The following is a 17,348-nucleotide window of genomic DNA, read 5'->3' on the forward strand; positions in this document are numbered from 1 at the left end:
CCATAGTTTTTAAACGTTGATGGTCAAATAACGAAAAGCAGATCCTGGTCGGACAATAATCAAATCAATATCCAAAAAAGACCGCCAAATAGAACTCTATGGGAGTTACAGAAACGCTAGACAAGCGAAAAAATAAGTTTATCGATTAACGTGTAAACGCCTCAATGAACTAATAAAACTCACGGTGTTCTTTCTGATGCAACTCGTTAACAGGCAGTGTCTTAAAATAATCGTATACGATTTTAAGTCCCTCGGAACGACCTACCTTAGGCTCCCAGCCCAAGATTTCCTTCGCCCTCGTTATATCAGGCTGCCTTTGTAACGGATCATCTTGAGGTAATGGCTTATAAATAATCTTCTGTTGCGTACCCGTAAGTTTGATTATCTCTTCGGCAAACTCTTTTATGGTAGTCTCGTGGGGATTTCCAATGTTTATAGGATCGGTATAATCACTAAATAATAATCGGTATATTCCCTCGATCTGATCATCAATATAACAAAAGGACCTTGTTTGGCTGCCATCGCCAAAAACGGTAAGATCTTCACCACGTAACGCCTGCCCCATGAAAGCCGGAACAACACGTCCATCATTTAATCGCATTCGAGAGCCATATGTATTGAAAATACGGACAATTCGCGTATCGAGACCGTGAAAACGATGATAGGCCATGGTAATCGACTCCATAAAACGCTTGGCCTCATCATAAACTCCTCTCGGCCCCACAGGGCTCACATTGCCATAGTAATCCTCATTTTGGGGATGAACCAAAGGATCTCCATAAACCTCCGATGTCGACGCCACCAAGATTCTAGCATTTTTATCCTTTGCCAATCCCAATAAATTGAGGGTTCCTAAAGACCCCACCTTCAAAGTTTCAATTGGGATCTTTAAATAATCTATCGGACTTGCGGGAGAGGCGAAATGCAGAATATAATCCAACTTACCGGGCACCTGAACAAAGGTCGAAACATCATGATGATAGAACTCGAAATGTTCCAACGGAAAAAGATGCTCGATGTTCCTTAAATCGCCGGTAATCAGATTATCCATTCCAATTACATGGAATTCTTCCGCTATGAAGCGATCGCATAGGTGCGAACCCAAAAAGCCCGCCGCCCCGGTAATAAGAACTCTCTTCATTCTATTTTTTCTTCTTTGCGATGTTCGACATCCATTGTACGCGTTTTCCTTTTCTTTCCATTTGAGTCTTCGACCTTGGCCTTGATCTTGTTCACCTGTCTTCTTAGAATAATCTTTTGTTTTAAGGTTGCAAAGCTATAATTGTACTTGAAAAAAATATATCCTAGGGCCACAACCACGGTAACGAGCATAATGACCATTCCCAAATTCTTCGCCGTGCTACCCAATACGATGAAAAGCATAACAAAAAGTAAATTGAAACACCCTATTATAAAACTTGCCTGTCTATGTGATAGCCCCCAATAATCAATGAGTACATGATGCGTATGGTTACGATCGGGAGAAAAAGGTGCTTTTTTATTCGCTATGCGAATGGCAAATACCCGTGCGGTATCGAACAAGGGAACTATTAAGATACTGATGGCAATCAAAGGGGCATTTTCAAGTAAAAATGGTAATTCGGTATACACATGTGGCCTTAAGGCCAAAAATTTTAGGGTTAAGATGCTTATTATGAAACCAACAATAAGTGAACCTGTGTCTCCCATGAATATTTTTTTGTCCGACGACAGGTTAAACCCTAGAAATGCCATCAGACATGCGTTCATCGTAATACTGACCAGTGCGAAAAAGTATTCTTTAGTCAAGTAAAAAATAGTGGTGTAAATAACCATTATAACAATGCCGACCACCGAGGCCAAGCCGTCGATACCATCGATTAGGTTGTATGAGTTAATGATGGTAAGCATCATAAAGCCCCCTATAATCAGAAAAAGATAGAATGGTATTTCGTTAATGTTCAAAAAACCATTGAGGGAGTGTATCGTAAAGCTCGGATTTGCCAAAATAAAGGCAATTGCCAGAACCTGAGCCATCAACTTCGCCCCTGGGGAAATAACCACCAAATCGTCTTTAAGCCCTACAATGAAAAGTATGGTAAGGCCCGGTATTATATACATTGCCTCGCCAAGGGTTGTCCATCCTTTAATAAAAAATAAGGCGAATATCAATGTGTAAAAAAAGGAAACACCGCCAAGGGTAGGTGTTCGACTCTTGTGCGAGCTTCTATGGTTCGGGCTGTCCATTAGACGGCGATATTCAACGACCCCGATAATCTTCGGAATGGTCAAATAGGTCAATAGAAAAGAGCCTATAAAAATCGATACCGCCGTTTCTAAAAAATTCATTTCTTAAATTACCTATTCCTCATTGCAGGTTTATCAGAAAACAGTCATAACAATCCTCTGTATCTGTAAATTTAACACCACTTCTTATATCTACCTAATAATCACTGCAAATACTGCTGCCTCGAAAAACATACCTTTTGGTACTTTGTCTTTCCGGCCATTTTCTCAAGGGTTATTCGACTTGGCAATATTACCAAATGTGGTTTCTAGCCGGTCTAACAGTGTTCGTTTTTCAAAGTTATTCTTGTAGTAGGCTAGCGCATTATTTTGCATCTGCTTGCGTTGGCCTTCACTTGTTCCCCTCAAGCCTATAATCTTTTCAGCTAAAGAGGAGTAATCTCCCGCAGCTACCGCATAGCCACTTTTGCTTTCATTGATCATCGCATTGGCCTCACCGTTGATCATTCCCAGGATAATCTTGCCCGATGCCATATAGGCCTGAATCTTGGCCGGAACGGTCAATCGAAAAATAGGTTCGTCTTTTAAGGAAACCAACATGGCATCTGCCTTTTTAAAGAACAAGGGCATTGATTTTAACGGATGCCGACCGAGTAAATGAATATTCCTTAATTTTTTATTAGCGATTTCATTCTGTAGCCAATCGTATTTTCGGCCATCACCTACGACCACAAAATTGATGTCTTCGTCCTGCAGGGCTTCTGCAGCAGCCACGATTGACTCAAAACCTTGTGCATCACCAATATTTCCAGCGAACATAATATTAAACCCCATAGGAAATTCAGGAAGTTCGTACGACACGTTTTCGTTGCCGGTAAAAGTATCTTCGGCCCAATTAGGAAAGTATCCGATTTTTGAGGGGTCTTTGATCTTAGATTCCACCGAATTGAAAAAAGATCGCGAACTGACCAAAACCTTATCCGATTTGTTATAGATATACCTCACGACCTTATTCAATAGCGAATACACCTGCTTATTCTTGATATTGGTAGTGGCCGCAACACTTTCGGGCCATAGATCTAGCACCCAAATCACCAGTGGAAGCTTAAACCTTTTTTTTAACCAGATTGCCGGCAGGGCCGAGGTCAAAGGGGACGTCAAATGGGAAAAAACAATATCATACGCCCCCTTTATTCGAAATAGCGATGTGAAATAGGCAAAAAATATAAATGAGAGGTAGTTCAAGACCAAAGAAATAGCGCCTCCTTTGCCACGCGGTATAATGGGACACCGAATTACTTTTACCCCTTTCACCAGCTCCTTTCGCCTTGACAAAAAACCATACCCCTTGTAGAACTTGCCTTTTGGATAGTTGGGTTTCCCCGTAAGTACGGTTACCTCATGCCCCCTTTGAACAAAATCAAAGGCAACATCGTTAACCTTAAAATCTTCAGGCCAAAAGTATTGCGAAACGATCAATATCCTCAAGGGCTTGATTTCATCCATTCTTAACGATTCTTTTTAAGATTTCGATTCCCAAAACCAAACGGATTTTTATTTTTTGCATCAAACTATATGGACTTTTTTGTTCTGACATGGCATCGCCGGCATCGTTTTGTGAAAAATTAGTTCCATGCCTTCGGAAGTAGTGCAACTTTTGGGGGATGAAGACCGTAGTTCCGTATATTTCGCCCATGAGCCCTACCCAAGTATCGTGACTGACAATGTTTTTGGGAAAGGGAAGTGCTTTCTCCATAATACTTCTATGAAAAGCCATACAGCACCCCAGGTAGGTGTTCTTGACCCAGTTCTTCACGAAACCGCTTCCTGCATTGATGATGCCATAGAACGAATCGTTTATTATTTGAAGCTTGCCATCGGTTACCCAACAATCACAGACGACCAACTCATTTTTCTGTAACGCCTCAAGTACAATGGCTATTCTGTCAGGATGCCATACATCATCTTGATCGGCCAAAAAAATATAAGCTCCCGATGCCTTTTTCATTGCATTGCCAAAATTGCCAATGTGGCCTTTGTTTTTTGGATTGTTCAAATGAGTTTTAATTCTCGGATCATTGAAAGACGCGACAATTTTCAGTGTATCATCAGTAGAATGGTCGTCCGAGATTATGACCTCATCGTCATCGGCAAGATTTGTAAGAATCGATTCGAGTTGCTCCTTTATGAACGAGGCACCGTTATAGGTCGCCATGCATACCGAGATTCTTTTGCTCATGGAACTTTTTTAGTTTTTCAAAAATAACGAGAGTAATGAATAAAAAGGTCATTCCCATCGAATTCGTCAAATACGGATTGAAAACGGATTGAAGGTATACAAAGGCAATTCCGAACAAAAAAGGTCTGGTGTCGATAAAAGCCTCATGACCCTTGTTTTCACAATAAATACGGTAATTGTAGGCCTTGAAAAAGATATAGACCAGCAAAAAAAGCCAGAAAGCCAGTCCCAACAGCCCCTGCTTGTGGAACAATTCGAGATACATGATTTCCATATGTCCGGGCCTAATCGGAACCCCGACCCCATAACCATGCCCTATAAAAAAACTTATAGGGTCGATCATCTCGACCACCTGTTGTATCTGCACATAGCGAATATTGTCGGACACGCTTTTATTTCCCAATTTCTCCAAGGCCACTGGCACAAAAGCCAAGGCTCCGATTATTATGGACGAAATCACAACTATGTTCAATAGGCGATTTTGTCGAGCCACCAAAAATCGATAGACGATGTAAAAGAAGGTCATTCCAAAGATCAAAAGCATATAGGCCCTCACCAAAGTGAGCATGATTGCAACGAAGACCAAAAGAATTTTTAGGGTATTTCGCTTGCTCTTTTGTGAAAAGAAATAAAAAAAATACCCTATGGCCACATAGACGAAGCCTTTGTAAATCATTGCGATCTCTCCTCGAAACCCGAATTCGGCAAAATACTCCGGTTTCGACATAGCCTGATAAATCGTTAAATACGGAATCAACTTCAGATTAAGAACCACAAAAAAGATAAGGTAGGCAACCGCCATGAACAAGGCACATAGTTTTAGCAATCGAACCACTCTATCTGCCATGCGATAACTACTGATCATGATGTCAAAAAAAGGCAGAATAAAGAAAAACGAGACCATCTTCGCGTCATCGACGATTCGAGAGAAATCTTCACTGTTCCAGAATCCTCGAACAATTGCAATCGCAAAGACACAAATGAAAATCAACATTAAAGACACCGTGGTCTTCGTTATTTTCTTGCCCATCAACAATAAAAGTCCTAACCCGAAAAGACCTGAAATGAATAAATACATGCGAAGTGTCAAAGGGCCGAACGTGGTAAGTCTTCCGGCGCCGCCCAAGAAAAGCTCGAGTAAGAATACCGTAAAGAACATTCCCGCTATAGAAGTGCTCCCCACCTTTATTTTTAACGGAATTTTCATGCTCGACCCAACCATTCCTTAAACATCACTTTTAAAAAAAATAACGATCTTGATTTTATGCTCAATTTTAGCGCACGCAGCAAGCAAACCATAAAATACTGTAACCTTGAAATGAAACCCGTGCCTGCCGCTACGTGGGCGCCTTTACAAAAAATAACAAACCTTGACCTGATGCTTTCCATATCACGGTCGTCGCTTGAAGACAGACTGTGCCCGTTATGCGCGGGCACTACATACATTTCATTATAATATTTCTCAACCCTTCCCAAAAATTCGTGATCACTAAAGTCAAGCCTTATTTCTTCGTTATATTTTCCCACTGTTTCAAAGACTTCGACCGATAATAGCAATAAACTATTGATGGGCCGAATTTTTTTTAAGGAAACCTTACCCTTTGGGAGGTTTTCAAGTCGAAAGCCTCTTTTGAAGCGATATTTTGATGGCGATATCAATCGACCATCATTGCCGTACAAGGTCGTTGCAAAAACTCGAATTTCGCTTGGTACATTTATGGCATCAAGGTACAATTGTAACATTTCTGGTGCAATCTGGGTATCTTGATCCAAGAAAAGTACCCATTTCTTTTCTTTTTCCCTTGCAAATCTGATTGCCGTATTGTAAGCCTTTCCAATGCCCGGATTGCTGGTATCCGAGATATAATGCAACTTAATTCCTTGGTGCTCCAAACTGGCGGGGCGTTGCTGTTTGACCGGACTATTGTCATAAACCAATAGATCAATCTTCTCACCATGTCGCACGTTTCTGACCAATGTTATAAAAGAATTGCAATCTTCTAATACTGTTCGGTATAATACGAGAACGATAACAATATCATCGAATGAATAGATACTCTCTTTAAGGTCGGTCATTCTCGTTATCAACTAAGTTTTTTATCAATAATAAACTGTTCCAAAGCGCAAAAAACAAAACGCCATGAGCCCTGCTCAACGTGCTTTCGGCCATTAAGTTGATTCCAATAAGCAAGATCAAGGCAAGATAAAGCAAATCGTTGTTCTTAAAGGCCAATGAAAAATTGAAAAACAACATGTACAAAAACACCAAGAGCACGACTATGCCTCCCGCCATCCATAAAAAAGCATAGTAATTATGCGGGTTAAGATTTTGCGTCTTGATGTCAAGACTATATTTTCCTGTTTCAATCAGACCTTCATAACAATGGTCCAGTTGGTCTTGAACATCTCCCAGGCCAAGGCCAAAAACCGTGGATGAAGCTATAAGCTGTGCATTGCACTTGTTGATTATGTTGCGATCATCTTTATCGAGCATTGCCGCAATATTATCAAGAATATACCGTGGATGTTCAAATCTTGTATATTCTTCGTAGGTTTTGGGGTCAATCCTTTGTGTTGAGGTATTCAAAAATGAAAAAATACCGATGCCGGTCAAGAAGATCAAACTTGCGAACGCGACCCGTGTTTTTTTTGAGGAAATCCTGAAAAAGATATACCCAGGAACCAATACGAGGAATAGTGCCAAATTGACAAGTGAATAGTAATAGAACAACAATGCCATAAGCAAAATTAGAACCAGGCCAAGTAAGATCTTTATCGACCATGCAATGTTTCTTCGAAAAATAAAATATACGATTATCAATATGCACCAAAGAACGTTTTGCGAAGCATAGGTCTTATGAACGTAAAGCTTGCTCTCGGCTTTCAATCGCGCATAATACAGTACTTCATAGAAAGAGCCGTTCCAAAGGTCTTTAATTTGCCCAAAAAAACTTCCATCCTTTAGGCCCTCAAAAAGTATCAGGCCGGGCGTGGTTATGGCTTCAAAATCACTGGCATTGTCGGTGAGGTATTTGAACAAGTATCCGGCAAAGAGAAAATTGGCCATTATGAAAGCACCGTACAAGGTATGGCGCCTTTTAATATCGATTCTCGGAGGAAAATATAAAAACACAAAAGGCAAGACCAACAAGGGAAGGCCTTTTTGCATTTGTACCATAGCATTTTTAACATTTTCGGAATACAGCACCGAGAAACCCAAGAGAAGATAAAAACCAATATTGACCAGAAAGGGTTTCCAACCCATTTTGTCTCGGTTCTTTGCCAATTCAGGATAATTGCAAACCATACAACTTAAGGCAAATACAATTATAGCGACTGACATTAAACCGAAGGGCATAATGGGAAAAAAGCACAGTGGCAACAGTGAATAATACGGGACTTTGTCCCTCCATGCCATTGCAATGGTATTTCCTGAGTTCGACATTGGCCGCTGTGCGTTGGTCTATTTATAATGCCCTAGAAAAAAGTAAAACGGACACTGATTCTTGTCTTTCCTTTCAAATACCATCGGTCAAAAGATGGTGTTCAACATTTATTATGTTAATTTTAGCGCGATTTTACTTCTAAAACATGTTCAAAGATAAGACCCTTTTGATAACCGGCGGAACCGGATCCTTCGGAAATGCCGTCCTCAATCGTTTTTTACAGACCGAAATCAAAGAAATACGCATCTTCAGCCGTGATGAAAAGAAACAGGACGATATGCGTAACCAATTAAAGAGCAATAAGGTAAAGTTCTATATCGGCGATGTACGAGATTACAACAGTATCGCGAATGCAATGAAAGGTGTCGATTACGTCTTTCATGCCGCAGCGTTGAAACAGGTGCCTTCATGTGAATTCTTTCCTATTGAAGCGACAAAAACGAATGTTTTCGGCACGCAAAACACCATTGATGCGGCCGTGGCCAATAAGGTCAAAAAAATCATTTGCCTAAGTACCGATAAGGCTGCCTACCCCATTAACGCCATGGGCATCAGCAAGGCTTTGATGGAAAAGGTAGCGGTAGCCGCTTCAAGGAACATTCCCGAAGAAAGTACAACGGTCTGCCTGACCCGATATGGAAATGTAATGGCATCCCGAGGGTCGGTTATTCCCTTGTTCGTGAAACAGATCAAAGAAAATAGTCCGTTGACCATTACCGATCCCAAAATGACACGCTTTTTAATGTCGCTCGAAGATGCGGTAGACCTGGTACTTTTCGCCTTCGAGAACGGCAATCAAGGCGACCTTTTTGTGAACAAGGCACCTGCAAGTACCATAGGTGATCTGGCCTTGGCGCTTAAAGATATCTTTGGTGCCGACAACGAGATAAAGATTATCGGAACACGGCACGGAGAAAAGCTTTATGAAACTTTATGTACCCGGGAGGAGATGCAAAAAGCGGAGGATATGGGCGAGTTTTACCGAATTCCGGCGGACAACCGCGACCTTAACTACAGTCGCTATTATTCTGAAGGGGAAACCGATATCAGTGAGATCGAGGATTACCACTCACATAATACCGAACGTTTAGACGGTAATGGCATCAAGGCTTTGCTCAATAGTTTGGACTATATCAAGCAAGAACTTTAAATGGAAAAAGCTCATTTAAAAACCGGTTCCGACCATATTGACGAAAGAGGGGCATTAAGGTTTTTCAATAACTTTAATATGGAGGAGGTCGTGCGGTTTTATGAGATTGCTCCGAGTTCTACAGCCATTATTCGTGCATGGCAGGCCCATAAGGAAGAAAAAAAATGGTTCTATTGCCATTCGGGAAGTTTTATGGTCAAGCTTTTTAAAATAGATGATTTTGAAAATCCTTCACCGGGGCTTGCGGTCGAAACCTTTGCGCTGAACGAGTCGGACCCAATGATTCTGGTGGTTCCCGGCGGTTATGCCAATGGGTTCAAGGCCCAGGCCGAGGGTTCAAAACTTATGGTGTTTTCAAATTTTTCGGTCAGCGAATCACAAAAAGATGATTTTAGGTACCCTTTAGACCAATGGCCTATAAAATGGTAAATCAATGGAAAAACAAAAAATAGGCATCACAGGGCAAAATGGTTTTGTTGGCGAGCACCTATATCGAACATTGGCCCTTGACGATAGTTTTGAGCTCGTTCCTTTTGATCGAAACGCTTTTTCAAAAAGTTCTATCTTGGAAAATTTTGTTTCGCAGTGCGATGTCATTGTGCATTTGGCCGCGATGAACCGTCATGAAGACCAAAATGTTATTTACAATACCAATTTAGAATTGGTCTCGAAGTTGATATCGGCCTGTGAAAATAAAAAAGCCGGGCCGCACATTCTTTTTTCTTCCTCTACGCAAGAAGAAAAAGACAACCTGTATGGAAAATCGAAAAAAGAAGGGAAGGAAAAATTTATGGCTTGGGCCGAAAAGAGCAGTGGCGAATTTACTTCATTGACCATTCCCAATGTGTTCGGTCCGTTTGGCAAACCCAACTATAATTCGGTAGTGGCATCCTTCTGTCACAAGATTGCCCATAATGAAGAAGCAACCATTATCAACGACGGTGAAATCGGACTCATCTATGTCAATGAGCTTGTAAAGTATTTTATCGATGTCATCAAAGGGAGGGCCGAGACCCGTTCTATAGGAAAGAACAGTACTCAAATGGACATCCTTCCGAATTACCATAAAAAGGTATCGGAAATTTTGAAGCTATTAAAGTCGTATCGATCCGATTATATGGAGAACGGTGTTTTTCCCAATCTCGAAGATGCTTTCGAAAAGGCTTTGTTCAATACCTTTCGATGCTACGTTCCTGAAACGCATTATCCCGTAAAATACACCAAACATACGGATCCCAGGGGGAGTTTTGTGGAAATCGCCCGTACACAGACGAGCGGACAATTCTCATTCTCGACCACCGTTCCCGGTATTACGCGAGGCAATCATTATCATACACGAAAGGCCGAGCGTTTTGCGGTCATCAGCGGAAAAGCATTGATCCAATTGCGTAAGATCGGCACCGATAAAGTAATCGATTATTATCTCGATGGCAGTGAACCTGCCTATGTCGATATGCCCATTTGGTATACCCATAACATCAAGAACATCGGTAACGAAGAATTGATAACCTTATTTTGGATCAATGAGCCCTATGACCCGCAAGATGCGGATACGTATTTTGAGGAGGTATAACCTATAGTTAGGTGTTAGGTGTTAGGTGTTAGGTGTTAGGTGTTAGAAAGAAACAATATCATGTTTAGCGCGTCACTAGAGGTTGGACTTTTTTTGTGATTCTGAAAAAATTTTGCAGTATAGACCCTAATTAAAATTATATTTTGAAAAAACTAAAAGTAATTACGGTTGTGGGCACACGGCCCGAAATAATCAGACTTGCCCGTGTCTTAAGTGCCTTGGACAAAAACGAGGCCATCGAACATACCTTGGTCCATACCGGTCAGAATTACGATTATGAATTGAACGGTATATTCTTCGATGACCTTGGTATTCGCAAACCGGACCATTTTCTTAACGCCGCGGGAAAGAACGCAACGGAAACGGTCGGCAATATCTTGATCAAAATCGACCCTTTGTTGGAAGAAATAAACCCCGATGCCTTTTTGGTACTTGGAGATACCAATTCATGCCTCTGTGCCATTCCTGCTAAAAAAAGAAAAATCCCGATCTTTCATATGGAGGCCGGTAACCGCTGCTTCGATCAGCGCGTGCCCGAGGAGACCAACCGCAAGATCGTCGATCATATTTCAGATGTTAATCTCACCTACAGTGACATTGCCCGCGAATATTTGCTCCGCGAGGGATTGCCGGCCGATCGCATTATCAAAACCGGAAGCCCAATGTTCGAGGTGTTGGGCCATTTCAAGGAAAAAATCGGCAAATCGAAGATACTTCAAGACCTTGACCTGAAAAAACATGAGTATTTTGTCGTGTCGTCACACCGCGAAGAAAATATTAGTGACCCGAAAAACTTTGAAGGGCTTATCGATTCGTTAAATGCCATTGCTGAGAAATATGGCTACCCTATCATCGTTTCGACCCACCCACGTACTAGAAATATGCTCGATACAAAAGGGCTGAAGACCCACGAAGCGATCCAATTCATGAAACCCATGGGCTTTACCGATTACAATGCATTGCAAAGCAATGCATTTGCCGTACTCTCTGACAGTGGAACAATTTCGGAAGAGTCGTCAATATTGAATTTCAGGGCGCTCAACATCAGGGAGGCGCACGAACGACCCGAAGCCATGGAGGAAGCCTCGGTCATGATGGTGGGTTTGAACCCTGAACGTATATTGCAAGGGCTCGTCGCCTTGGAGACCCAGAAAAGAGACCCCGAGCGCACCTTTCGCCTTGTAGGCGATTACAGTATGCCCAATGTCAGCGAAAAAGTCGTGCGCATCATTCTATCGTATGTCGATTATGTGAACCGGGTGGTCTGGAATAAGCACTAATAGTTCTCAAGGTATATGGAATTCCTACAATTGGCATGTTTACTTTTGGTACTCGTACTATTGAGGTCCTTTGTTCCGATCGGCAAGAAAGTACTTGCCTTTGCTTTTTCTTTGGCCCTTGGAATTCTTTTTGCCATTCAATTCAGTTCGGTAATCCTCACCGGAAACATCGCCGACTATCGTTTCTATGAAAACTTTAGCTTAAAGGATGCTACATCCGTTTCCGATTTTTTCGGCACCGAGCTTCTCTTCATAATTCTTGCATTGGCGTTGGCCACCCTGATTGTCCACTTTTTGGGAAAAGTTGTTCGCACGCGGTTGGCGAACAAAATACTACCCATTGGTCTTTTATTGGCCGGGTTCGTTATTATGGGCTTCAACGGTGGAATTCTCAACAATGCCTATGATACCCTAAAATTGAAGTTTGCGGGCAGTGCTTCGTTTGAAGAAGCGCTGAAAAGCTTGGGTATCGATGCAGATGAATATGTACTAAAGAAGGATGTCAAGGCCAGTCCTGGAAAGAACATTATCGTGCTCTCCCTCGAATCGCTCGAAAAAGGATATCTTGGTGAAAAACTGGCCCATCTTACCCCCAATCTAAGACAGATCGTTAAAGACGGTACGTTATACGATATGGAGCAATCACCGGCAGGAGGGTGGACCTCGGCTTCAATGTATGCCTTGATGTCTGGCGTACCTGCTTTTTTTGGACTGCACGGCAACAGTGTTTTTCAAAACAACTACGAGAACAAGTTGACCTCGCTACCCGATGTGCTTAAAAGTGCCGGGTATGATCTACAATACTTCATCGGCAACAAAGAATATTCGGGCATCGACGATATGCTCAAAACCTTTGGCTTCGACGTCAAATCGGAAAAAGATTTCGAAACGCAGTACGAAAAATTAGTATGGGGCATTCATGACAAGGATCTATTCGAAGAGTTTAAAAAAGAATTACGGCTGAAAAAGAATTCCGATCGACCCTTCGCCATGTTTCTCTCATCGATCTCAACACACTTTCCCAATGGGGTGCTGGATAAAAGAATGGATTCCATACTGCCCCCACAACCCAGTAATTTGGAGTTTATGGTATCGGCAACCGACTATTTCGTGGGAGATCTAATGGCTTTTCTTTCCAAGGAAAGAATGCTGGACAATACAGTATTTTATATTTTTCCAGATCATTTGCTGATGAGTACTACGACCCAGGTTTTTGATCAAATGCAAGAGAGATCTCTTTTTCTACTCACAAACGCCGATTCCGATGATATTACTTACGATATCAAAAAGCCCATCACACAAATTGATGTATCCAAAATCATTCTTGAAGGGGCCCGAGTGGAACATAATGCCAAATTTCTGACGGATTTTATCGCCGATCCGGACAAAAACGCTTTTTTAAGCCGGAACAATACCCATATTCTTAGATTGAACGATGCGGCGCTAAAAACCTTCAACTGTAAGGATGGTATCATTGTGGAAGTAGACGCCACATCAGGAAACTTTATTGTAAAAAACCATGAAGGAATAATTGTGGCCACCGGTGATATGCCGACTGGACCGAATTGTCACAGGGTACTCTTCGATGAACAGTTGCGGCCCTTTGAGGATAAATCCATAGCCTTTGCCCACATCACCAAAGATATCCCCGAATTACCTTATTTGGATATTTTTACGATCGAAAATACTGTCTACGCATCGCTAAAGGGAAAACCCAATTTTGGGCTTACCAAAAAAGGGGAAGACCAAGTGGTTTTCGAAAAATCCGATATCGATTTGATCCTAGAAATCAATGCTAGCCAAAAAGAAAATTTTATTCGCATAACTAGCAGCACCTACAACTCAAAAAAGGGCAGCAGTTTCAGTATGGGCGATCAAAACATTCGCATTACCCGGCGAGGGCTTACCATGGTCATTTTAAATTCTGTAAAAAAATATGAATTGAAAACCTTCGACACATACGGTAGCGAAGAAGAGGCCGCTGAATTCATATCACTGCTCGAACAGCTCTCTCAAGACCATGTTCCCTATATTATTTTTGCCCACGACTCGGCGCATAAAAATTTAAAGCCATTCTCCGAGAACCTAGAAGATTTAGGTTTTCATGCGTTGGCCGGCCTAAAAAATCGGGAAACTTATATCGCCCATAACTTATCGGGAAAAATGGTCGAAGAAGTGGGCGATGCTTCGATTTCGGAGGGACTCCCTTACCCAAAATCGCCCACCAACAAGAAATTGTATTTTACAAGCCCGATTTCGGATTTTTTAAAAGATACCGACCGGTTTATCGCCCATGCGGGCGGCAGTATCGACAATCTGAAATATACCAACGCGTTGGAGGCATTAGATCTAAACTATCAAAAAGGTTTTCGCTTGTTCGAACTTGATATCAGCGAAACAAAAGACGGCCATTTTGTAGCCACCCACGACTGGAAACACTGGGCAACACAGACCAACTATTCGGGTGAACTACCAGTGAGCCGGGCAGAATTTCTAGCCCATAAAATCTATGGTAAATACACCCCAATGGATATGGAAGCCATCAATACATGGTTTGCCTCCCATAAAGATGCGGTTTTGGTCACGGACAAAATAAACGAACCGGTCAAATTTTCTGAAATGTTTGTCGACAAGAATCGGTTGCAAATGGAACTGTTCACTTTAGATGCCGTAGAAAAAGCGGCCGAGGCAAATGTTTCTACTTTGATATCGGCCTTGCCCCTGAGCAAGATACAAGGGGATAAACTGGATTATCTCAAAAAAAACAAGGTGACCGCAGTGGCGGTTCCGCGTACAAATATTCCCGCTCAAAAAGAGCTGTTCAAAACTTTAGGAAATAACGACATCAAAGTCTATGTATACCAGGTTAATGTAGAGCCGGGCAAAGATGAAAAATATGTGCTAGAAAATGAAATCGGTATTGTCTATGGTATGTACGCGGACAATTGGATATTTGACCCTGAACAAAAATAATCGGGTTAATCGACCCCTTTTTCGCCAAGTATCTGTTTGAAAAAGGTATAGTTTTCGTCTCTCCTCATAACAAAATAAACTATCACGACCCAAAAAACAACCCCTGAACCAATTACGAAGTAGCTCCCATTGGTCAAAACATGAATGGCTATATAGATAAGGGCCGTGGTGAAAAATATGATCATATTAGAAGCTTCGAAAACTTTCATGGAAGGTATTTCTTTTTTGCTGTAATAAAAATACATGCCAAAAAGTACCAAATGCACGATTACACTGATCCATGCTGCGGATAGAATGCCGTATCTGGGTATGAATACCAAGTTCAAAACAAGGCTCACCACCAATGAAACTGCTACCGTCAATACGCGATAGGTCTGTTTGTCGGAAATCGTCAAAATATTCCCTAACAAAGCTGATATCGTGCGGAGTATGATTACAATTGAAAATGGCAGAACCAATATCGAAGCACTTAAATACTCACGGGTATAAAGCATTTCTAAAATTTTGGTGTCAAAAGCCGTAAACGCCAAAAACATCGAACACCCTATAATCAAAAGGTATAAAAATATCTTGGATACATGTTGCGATATATCTTCCTGCTTATAGAATTTGAAAGAAAGGTAGGGCAACAATACACTGGAGACGATATCGGAGAACATCAACAAAATCAGGACAATACGAAATACCGATTGGTACAAAGCTACTTTTTCCGCACCGAGGTATAGCGATATGATCTGGGTATCGACCATAAAATAAAAAATGCCCAATAGCATGTGGAGTCCGAAAGACCAACTGCTTATCAAAAGTGCTTTGATTTTATGCCTGTCGAAAGAAAATCCTATTAGAGACTTTCGATTCAAAAAAAATGCCCAGACCAATTGTACCATCCGACAGGCAAGAAGTGCCCAGACCAATTGCAACAACGAAATCTTAAACCGCCAATACGCCAGCACGCAAAGTGTAACCGCTAAGGCGTAGATCGCCACCGTTTCGGTGTATTTATGAAATCGGTTCTCGATGCGCAATAATGCCTGAAGATAGGTAACGAACGATTGCGCAACGGCAATAAGCGTATATAAGCCTCCTACCAATAGCCAATCCCCTTTATAAAACCCAAAGAGGTATACAAAAAAAATAAGACTGCTGCCTAGCGACAATAGCAACTTGGCCATAAGGCTATTGCCCAAATAATTGGCACGTTCCCCGGTTTCCTGTTGCGGATAATCCTTTATGATCATCAAAGAAAACCCGAAATCGGAGGCTATTGCCACCAAGGCGGCCAAGGAGAAACCGAAACTCAGAATACCGAATTCTTCGATATCCATAAGCTTGGCCAATACGATGAAAACAACGCTACCCGTATAGAGTTGCAGGGCCGAAGTCAAGGTTGACCAGAAAATATTCTTGGATACGGTTGGCATTCGGTTTAAGGTTAGGTGTTGGATGTTTGGTGCCGGGTGTTTGGTATTTCAAATTTCATAATGTGTTCTGTTAAACGCATAAACCAATAAACTTATAAACCCTATCATAACAAGCAACTATTCAATCAATCTGTACCGTTCCGTCAAGACCTGAAACATAGTTTTTCTTGATTCCCAATTCGTCCATCCATACGCGTACCTCAAAGGTCTTGAAATTTCCGGTATTATAGCCTTGACCGTCCGCCCGGTTTTCCCATAACCACTTCGGTGTGGGCCATAAAGCATATTTGGCACTTACCGCCTTATAAAAATCACGGTCGACACCATGCTGCCCATGATGTGCCATTTGCACATAATCGGCTTTCACCAAGTCTGGATCAACATTGGCCAATAAAGTTCGTCCCCCTGCAATACCCAGATCACCAAGAAACAGAACCGATTTAGACTTACTCTCCACTCGAAATACCATTGAGGAATTGTTGACCGCATTCTGCACAACACTTTCATTGAACGCCCCGATTACCCGAAGCTGAACGCCCTTACCCAGACTGAGGGTATCACCCGTTTTCATTGCAATTTTCTCACAGTTCATTGATGAAATAGCATTCGTGTATTGTTTGTGCAGATCACTCGTGATGGACTCATTTTTTTGCACCCATGCTTCGGGCAAGGACACGTGGACAGTTCGTTTGATTTCGATTTTTTGATTTTTTATAACCTCTAAAAAGGCGCCGATATGATCCAAATGTGGGTGTGTCAATATCCACGTATGCACAGTGCCACCAAGTTGGGCAATGTGGCCTTCCAATACCGGAGCTGTGACAACGCCACCGCCGTCGATAACAATAATTTTACCATCGTCGGTCCTTAAGAGATACCCCATTTGCACTTCTTCGCGAAAAGGCGCCATTTGCCATAGTGAAAAGTCTTCGCTGCGATTGGGAAAGTCTTTGATATCAAGAACATCGTGCCCGGTTTCTGTAATCGAACAAGACCACCAGCTCAAAAAAAAGAAAGCTCCTAAAACCTTTTTTACCATT

Annotated in this window: 14 protein-coding genes; 5 read left to right on the plus strand and 9 right to left on the minus strand. The window is 41.8% G+C overall.

The genetic code is table 11. From position 1 onward, the window contains the following. Nucleotides 1-169: 169 nt before the first annotated feature. The 7 genes from ACEZ3G_RS06160 to ACEZ3G_RS06190 all read right to left on the minus strand — a co-directional run bounded on the left by ACEZ3G_RS06160 (nucleotide 170) and on the right by ACEZ3G_RS06190 (nucleotide 7,751). Nucleotides 170-1,141: a UDP-glucuronic acid decarboxylase family protein gene (locus ACEZ3G_RS06160; RefSeq protein WP_432424571.1), complete on the minus strand. Its 972-nt coding sequence runs from the start codon at nucleotides 1,139-1,141 to the stop codon at nucleotides 170-172. Beyond that, complete coding sequence (locus tag ACEZ3G_RS06165) at nucleotides 1,138-2,328, minus strand: glycosyltransferase family 4 protein (RefSeq protein ID WP_432424572.1); 1,191 nt, start codon at nucleotides 2,326-2,328, stop codon at nucleotides 1,138-1,140. Before ACEZ3G_RS06165 ends, ACEZ3G_RS06160 begins: the two co-directional genes overlap by 4 nt. A 165-nt stretch (nucleotides 2,329-2,493) precedes the next feature. Then, entirely contained in the window at nucleotides 2,494-3,732 is a 1,239-nt protein-coding gene (locus ACEZ3G_RS06170) for a glycosyltransferase family 4 protein (RefSeq protein WP_432424573.1), read from the minus strand. Further along, nucleotides 3,725-4,465: a glycosyltransferase family 2 protein gene (locus ACEZ3G_RS06175; RefSeq protein WP_432424574.1), complete on the minus strand. Its 741-nt coding sequence runs from the start codon at nucleotides 4,463-4,465 to the stop codon at nucleotides 3,725-3,727. Before ACEZ3G_RS06175 ends, ACEZ3G_RS06170 begins: the two co-directional genes overlap by 8 nt. Continuing rightward, nucleotides 4,428-5,672 carry an O-antigen ligase family protein gene (locus tag ACEZ3G_RS06180; RefSeq protein WP_432424575.1) on the minus strand — a complete coding sequence of 415 codons (1,245 nt, stop codon included), beginning with the start codon at nucleotides 5,670-5,672 and terminating at the stop codon, nucleotides 4,428-4,430. The genes ACEZ3G_RS06175 and ACEZ3G_RS06180 overlap by 38 nt, the downstream gene beginning before the upstream one ends. Next, complete coding sequence (locus ACEZ3G_RS06185) at nucleotides 5,669-6,541, minus strand: glycosyltransferase (protein ID WP_432424576.1); 873 nt, start codon at nucleotides 6,539-6,541, stop codon at nucleotides 5,669-5,671. Before ACEZ3G_RS06185 ends, ACEZ3G_RS06180 begins: the two co-directional genes overlap by 4 nt. Next, entirely contained in the window at nucleotides 6,528-7,751 is a 1,224-nt protein-coding gene (locus tag ACEZ3G_RS06190; RefSeq protein ID WP_432424577.1) for a hypothetical protein, read from the minus strand. Before ACEZ3G_RS06190 ends, ACEZ3G_RS06185 begins: the two co-directional genes overlap by 14 nt. Nucleotides 7,752-8,056: 305 nt before the next feature. On the opposite strand from ACEZ3G_RS06190, the gene ACEZ3G_RS06195 reads away from it, so the two are divergent. The 5 genes from ACEZ3G_RS06195 (at nucleotide 8,057) to ACEZ3G_RS06215 (ending at nucleotide 14,887) form a co-directional block, all read left to right on the plus strand. After that, a complete protein-coding gene (locus ACEZ3G_RS06195) occupies nucleotides 8,057-9,061 on the plus strand; it encodes a polysaccharide biosynthesis protein (protein ID WP_432424578.1) in 1,005 nt (334 codons plus the stop codon). Beyond that, entirely contained in the window at nucleotides 9,062-9,490 is a 429-nt protein-coding gene (locus ACEZ3G_RS06200) for a WxcM-like domain-containing protein (protein WP_432424579.1), read from the plus strand. A gap of 4 nt (nucleotides 9,491-9,494) precedes the next feature. Further along, entirely contained in the window at nucleotides 9,495-10,634 is a 1,140-nt protein-coding gene (locus ACEZ3G_RS06205; RefSeq protein ID WP_432424580.1) for a polysaccharide biosynthesis C-terminal domain-containing protein, read from the plus strand. Between the two features lie 143 nt (nucleotides 10,635-10,777). Further along, complete coding sequence (gene wecB / locus ACEZ3G_RS06210; protein ID WP_432424581.1) at nucleotides 10,778-11,914, plus strand: non-hydrolyzing UDP-N-acetylglucosamine 2-epimerase; 1,137 nt, start codon at nucleotides 10,778-10,780, stop codon at nucleotides 11,912-11,914. 15 nt (nucleotides 11,915-11,929) lie between these two features. Beyond that, nucleotides 11,930-14,887 (plus strand): sulfatase-like hydrolase/transferase, encoded by a 2,958-nt coding sequence (locus ACEZ3G_RS06215; protein ID WP_432424582.1) that lies wholly within the window; start codon nucleotides 11,930-11,932, stop codon nucleotides 14,885-14,887. Nucleotides 14,888-14,892: 5 nt separating this feature from the next. Here ACEZ3G_RS06215 and ACEZ3G_RS06220 read toward each other — a convergent pair whose 3' ends face one another. Both ACEZ3G_RS06220 and ACEZ3G_RS06225 read right to left on the minus strand, forming a co-directional pair. Next, on the minus strand, nucleotides 14,893-16,308 hold the full coding sequence (locus tag ACEZ3G_RS06220; RefSeq protein ID WP_432424583.1) for an oligosaccharide flippase family protein: 1,416 nt from the start codon (nucleotides 16,306-16,308) through the stop codon (nucleotides 14,893-14,895). A 121-nt stretch (nucleotides 16,309-16,429) separates the two neighbouring features. Then, a complete protein-coding gene (locus tag ACEZ3G_RS06225; protein WP_432424584.1) occupies nucleotides 16,430-17,347 on the minus strand; it encodes a ComEC/Rec2 family competence protein in 918 nt (305 codons plus the stop codon). Between the last annotated feature and the right edge of the window lies 1 nt (nucleotide 17,348).

The organism is Meishania litoralis (genome assembly GCF_042611095.1).
Classification (GTDB): Bacteria; Bacteroidota; Bacteroidia; order Flavobacteriales; family Flavobacteriaceae; genus Meishania; species Meishania litoralis.

What these genes read in the sequence shown, in the direction of transcription:
- ACEZ3G_RS06160 (WP_432424571.1), bottom strand. Translation starts at nt 1,141, where the DNA reads ATGAAGAGAGTTCTTATTACCGGGGCGGCGGGCTTTTTGGGTTCGCAC.
- ACEZ3G_RS06215 (WP_432424582.1), top strand. Translation starts at nt 11,930, where the DNA reads ATGGAATTCCTACAATTGGCATGTTTACTTTTGGTACTCGTACTATTG.
- ACEZ3G_RS06200 (WP_432424579.1), top strand. Translation starts at nt 9,062, where the DNA reads ATGGAAAAAGCTCATTTAAAAACCGGTTCCGACCATATTGACGAAAGA.
- ACEZ3G_RS06205 (WP_432424580.1), top strand. Translation starts at nt 9,495, where the DNA reads ATGGAAAAACAAAAAATAGGCATCACAGGGCAAAATGGTTTTGTTGGC.
- ACEZ3G_RS06225 (WP_432424584.1), bottom strand. Translation starts at nt 17,347, where the DNA reads ATGGTAAAAAAGGTTTTAGGAGCTTTCTTTTTTTTGAGCTGGTGGTCT.
- ACEZ3G_RS06220 (WP_432424583.1), bottom strand. Translation starts at nt 16,308, where the DNA reads ATGCCAACCGTATCCAAGAATATTTTCTGGTCAACCTTGACTTCGGCC.
- ACEZ3G_RS06170 (WP_432424573.1), bottom strand. Translation starts at nt 3,732, where the DNA reads ATGGATGAAATCAAGCCCTTGAGGATATTGATCGTTTCGCAATACTTT.
- ACEZ3G_RS06165 (WP_432424572.1), bottom strand. Translation starts at nt 2,328, where the DNA reads ATGAATTTTTTAGAAACGGCGGTATCGATTTTTATAGGCTCTTTTCTA.
- ACEZ3G_RS06175 (WP_432424574.1), bottom strand. Translation starts at nt 4,465, where the DNA reads ATGAGCAAAAGAATCTCGGTATGCATGGCGACCTATAACGGTGCCTCG.
- ACEZ3G_RS06180 (WP_432424575.1), bottom strand. Translation starts at nt 5,672, where the DNA reads ATGAAAATTCCGTTAAAAATAAAGGTGGGGAGCACTTCTATAGCGGGA.
- ACEZ3G_RS06195 (WP_432424578.1), top strand. Translation starts at nt 8,057, where the DNA reads ATGTTCAAAGATAAGACCCTTTTGATAACCGGCGGAACCGGATCCTTC.
- ACEZ3G_RS06185 (WP_432424576.1), bottom strand. Translation starts at nt 6,541, where the DNA reads ATGACCGACCTTAAAGAGAGTATCTATTCATTCGATGATATTGTTATC.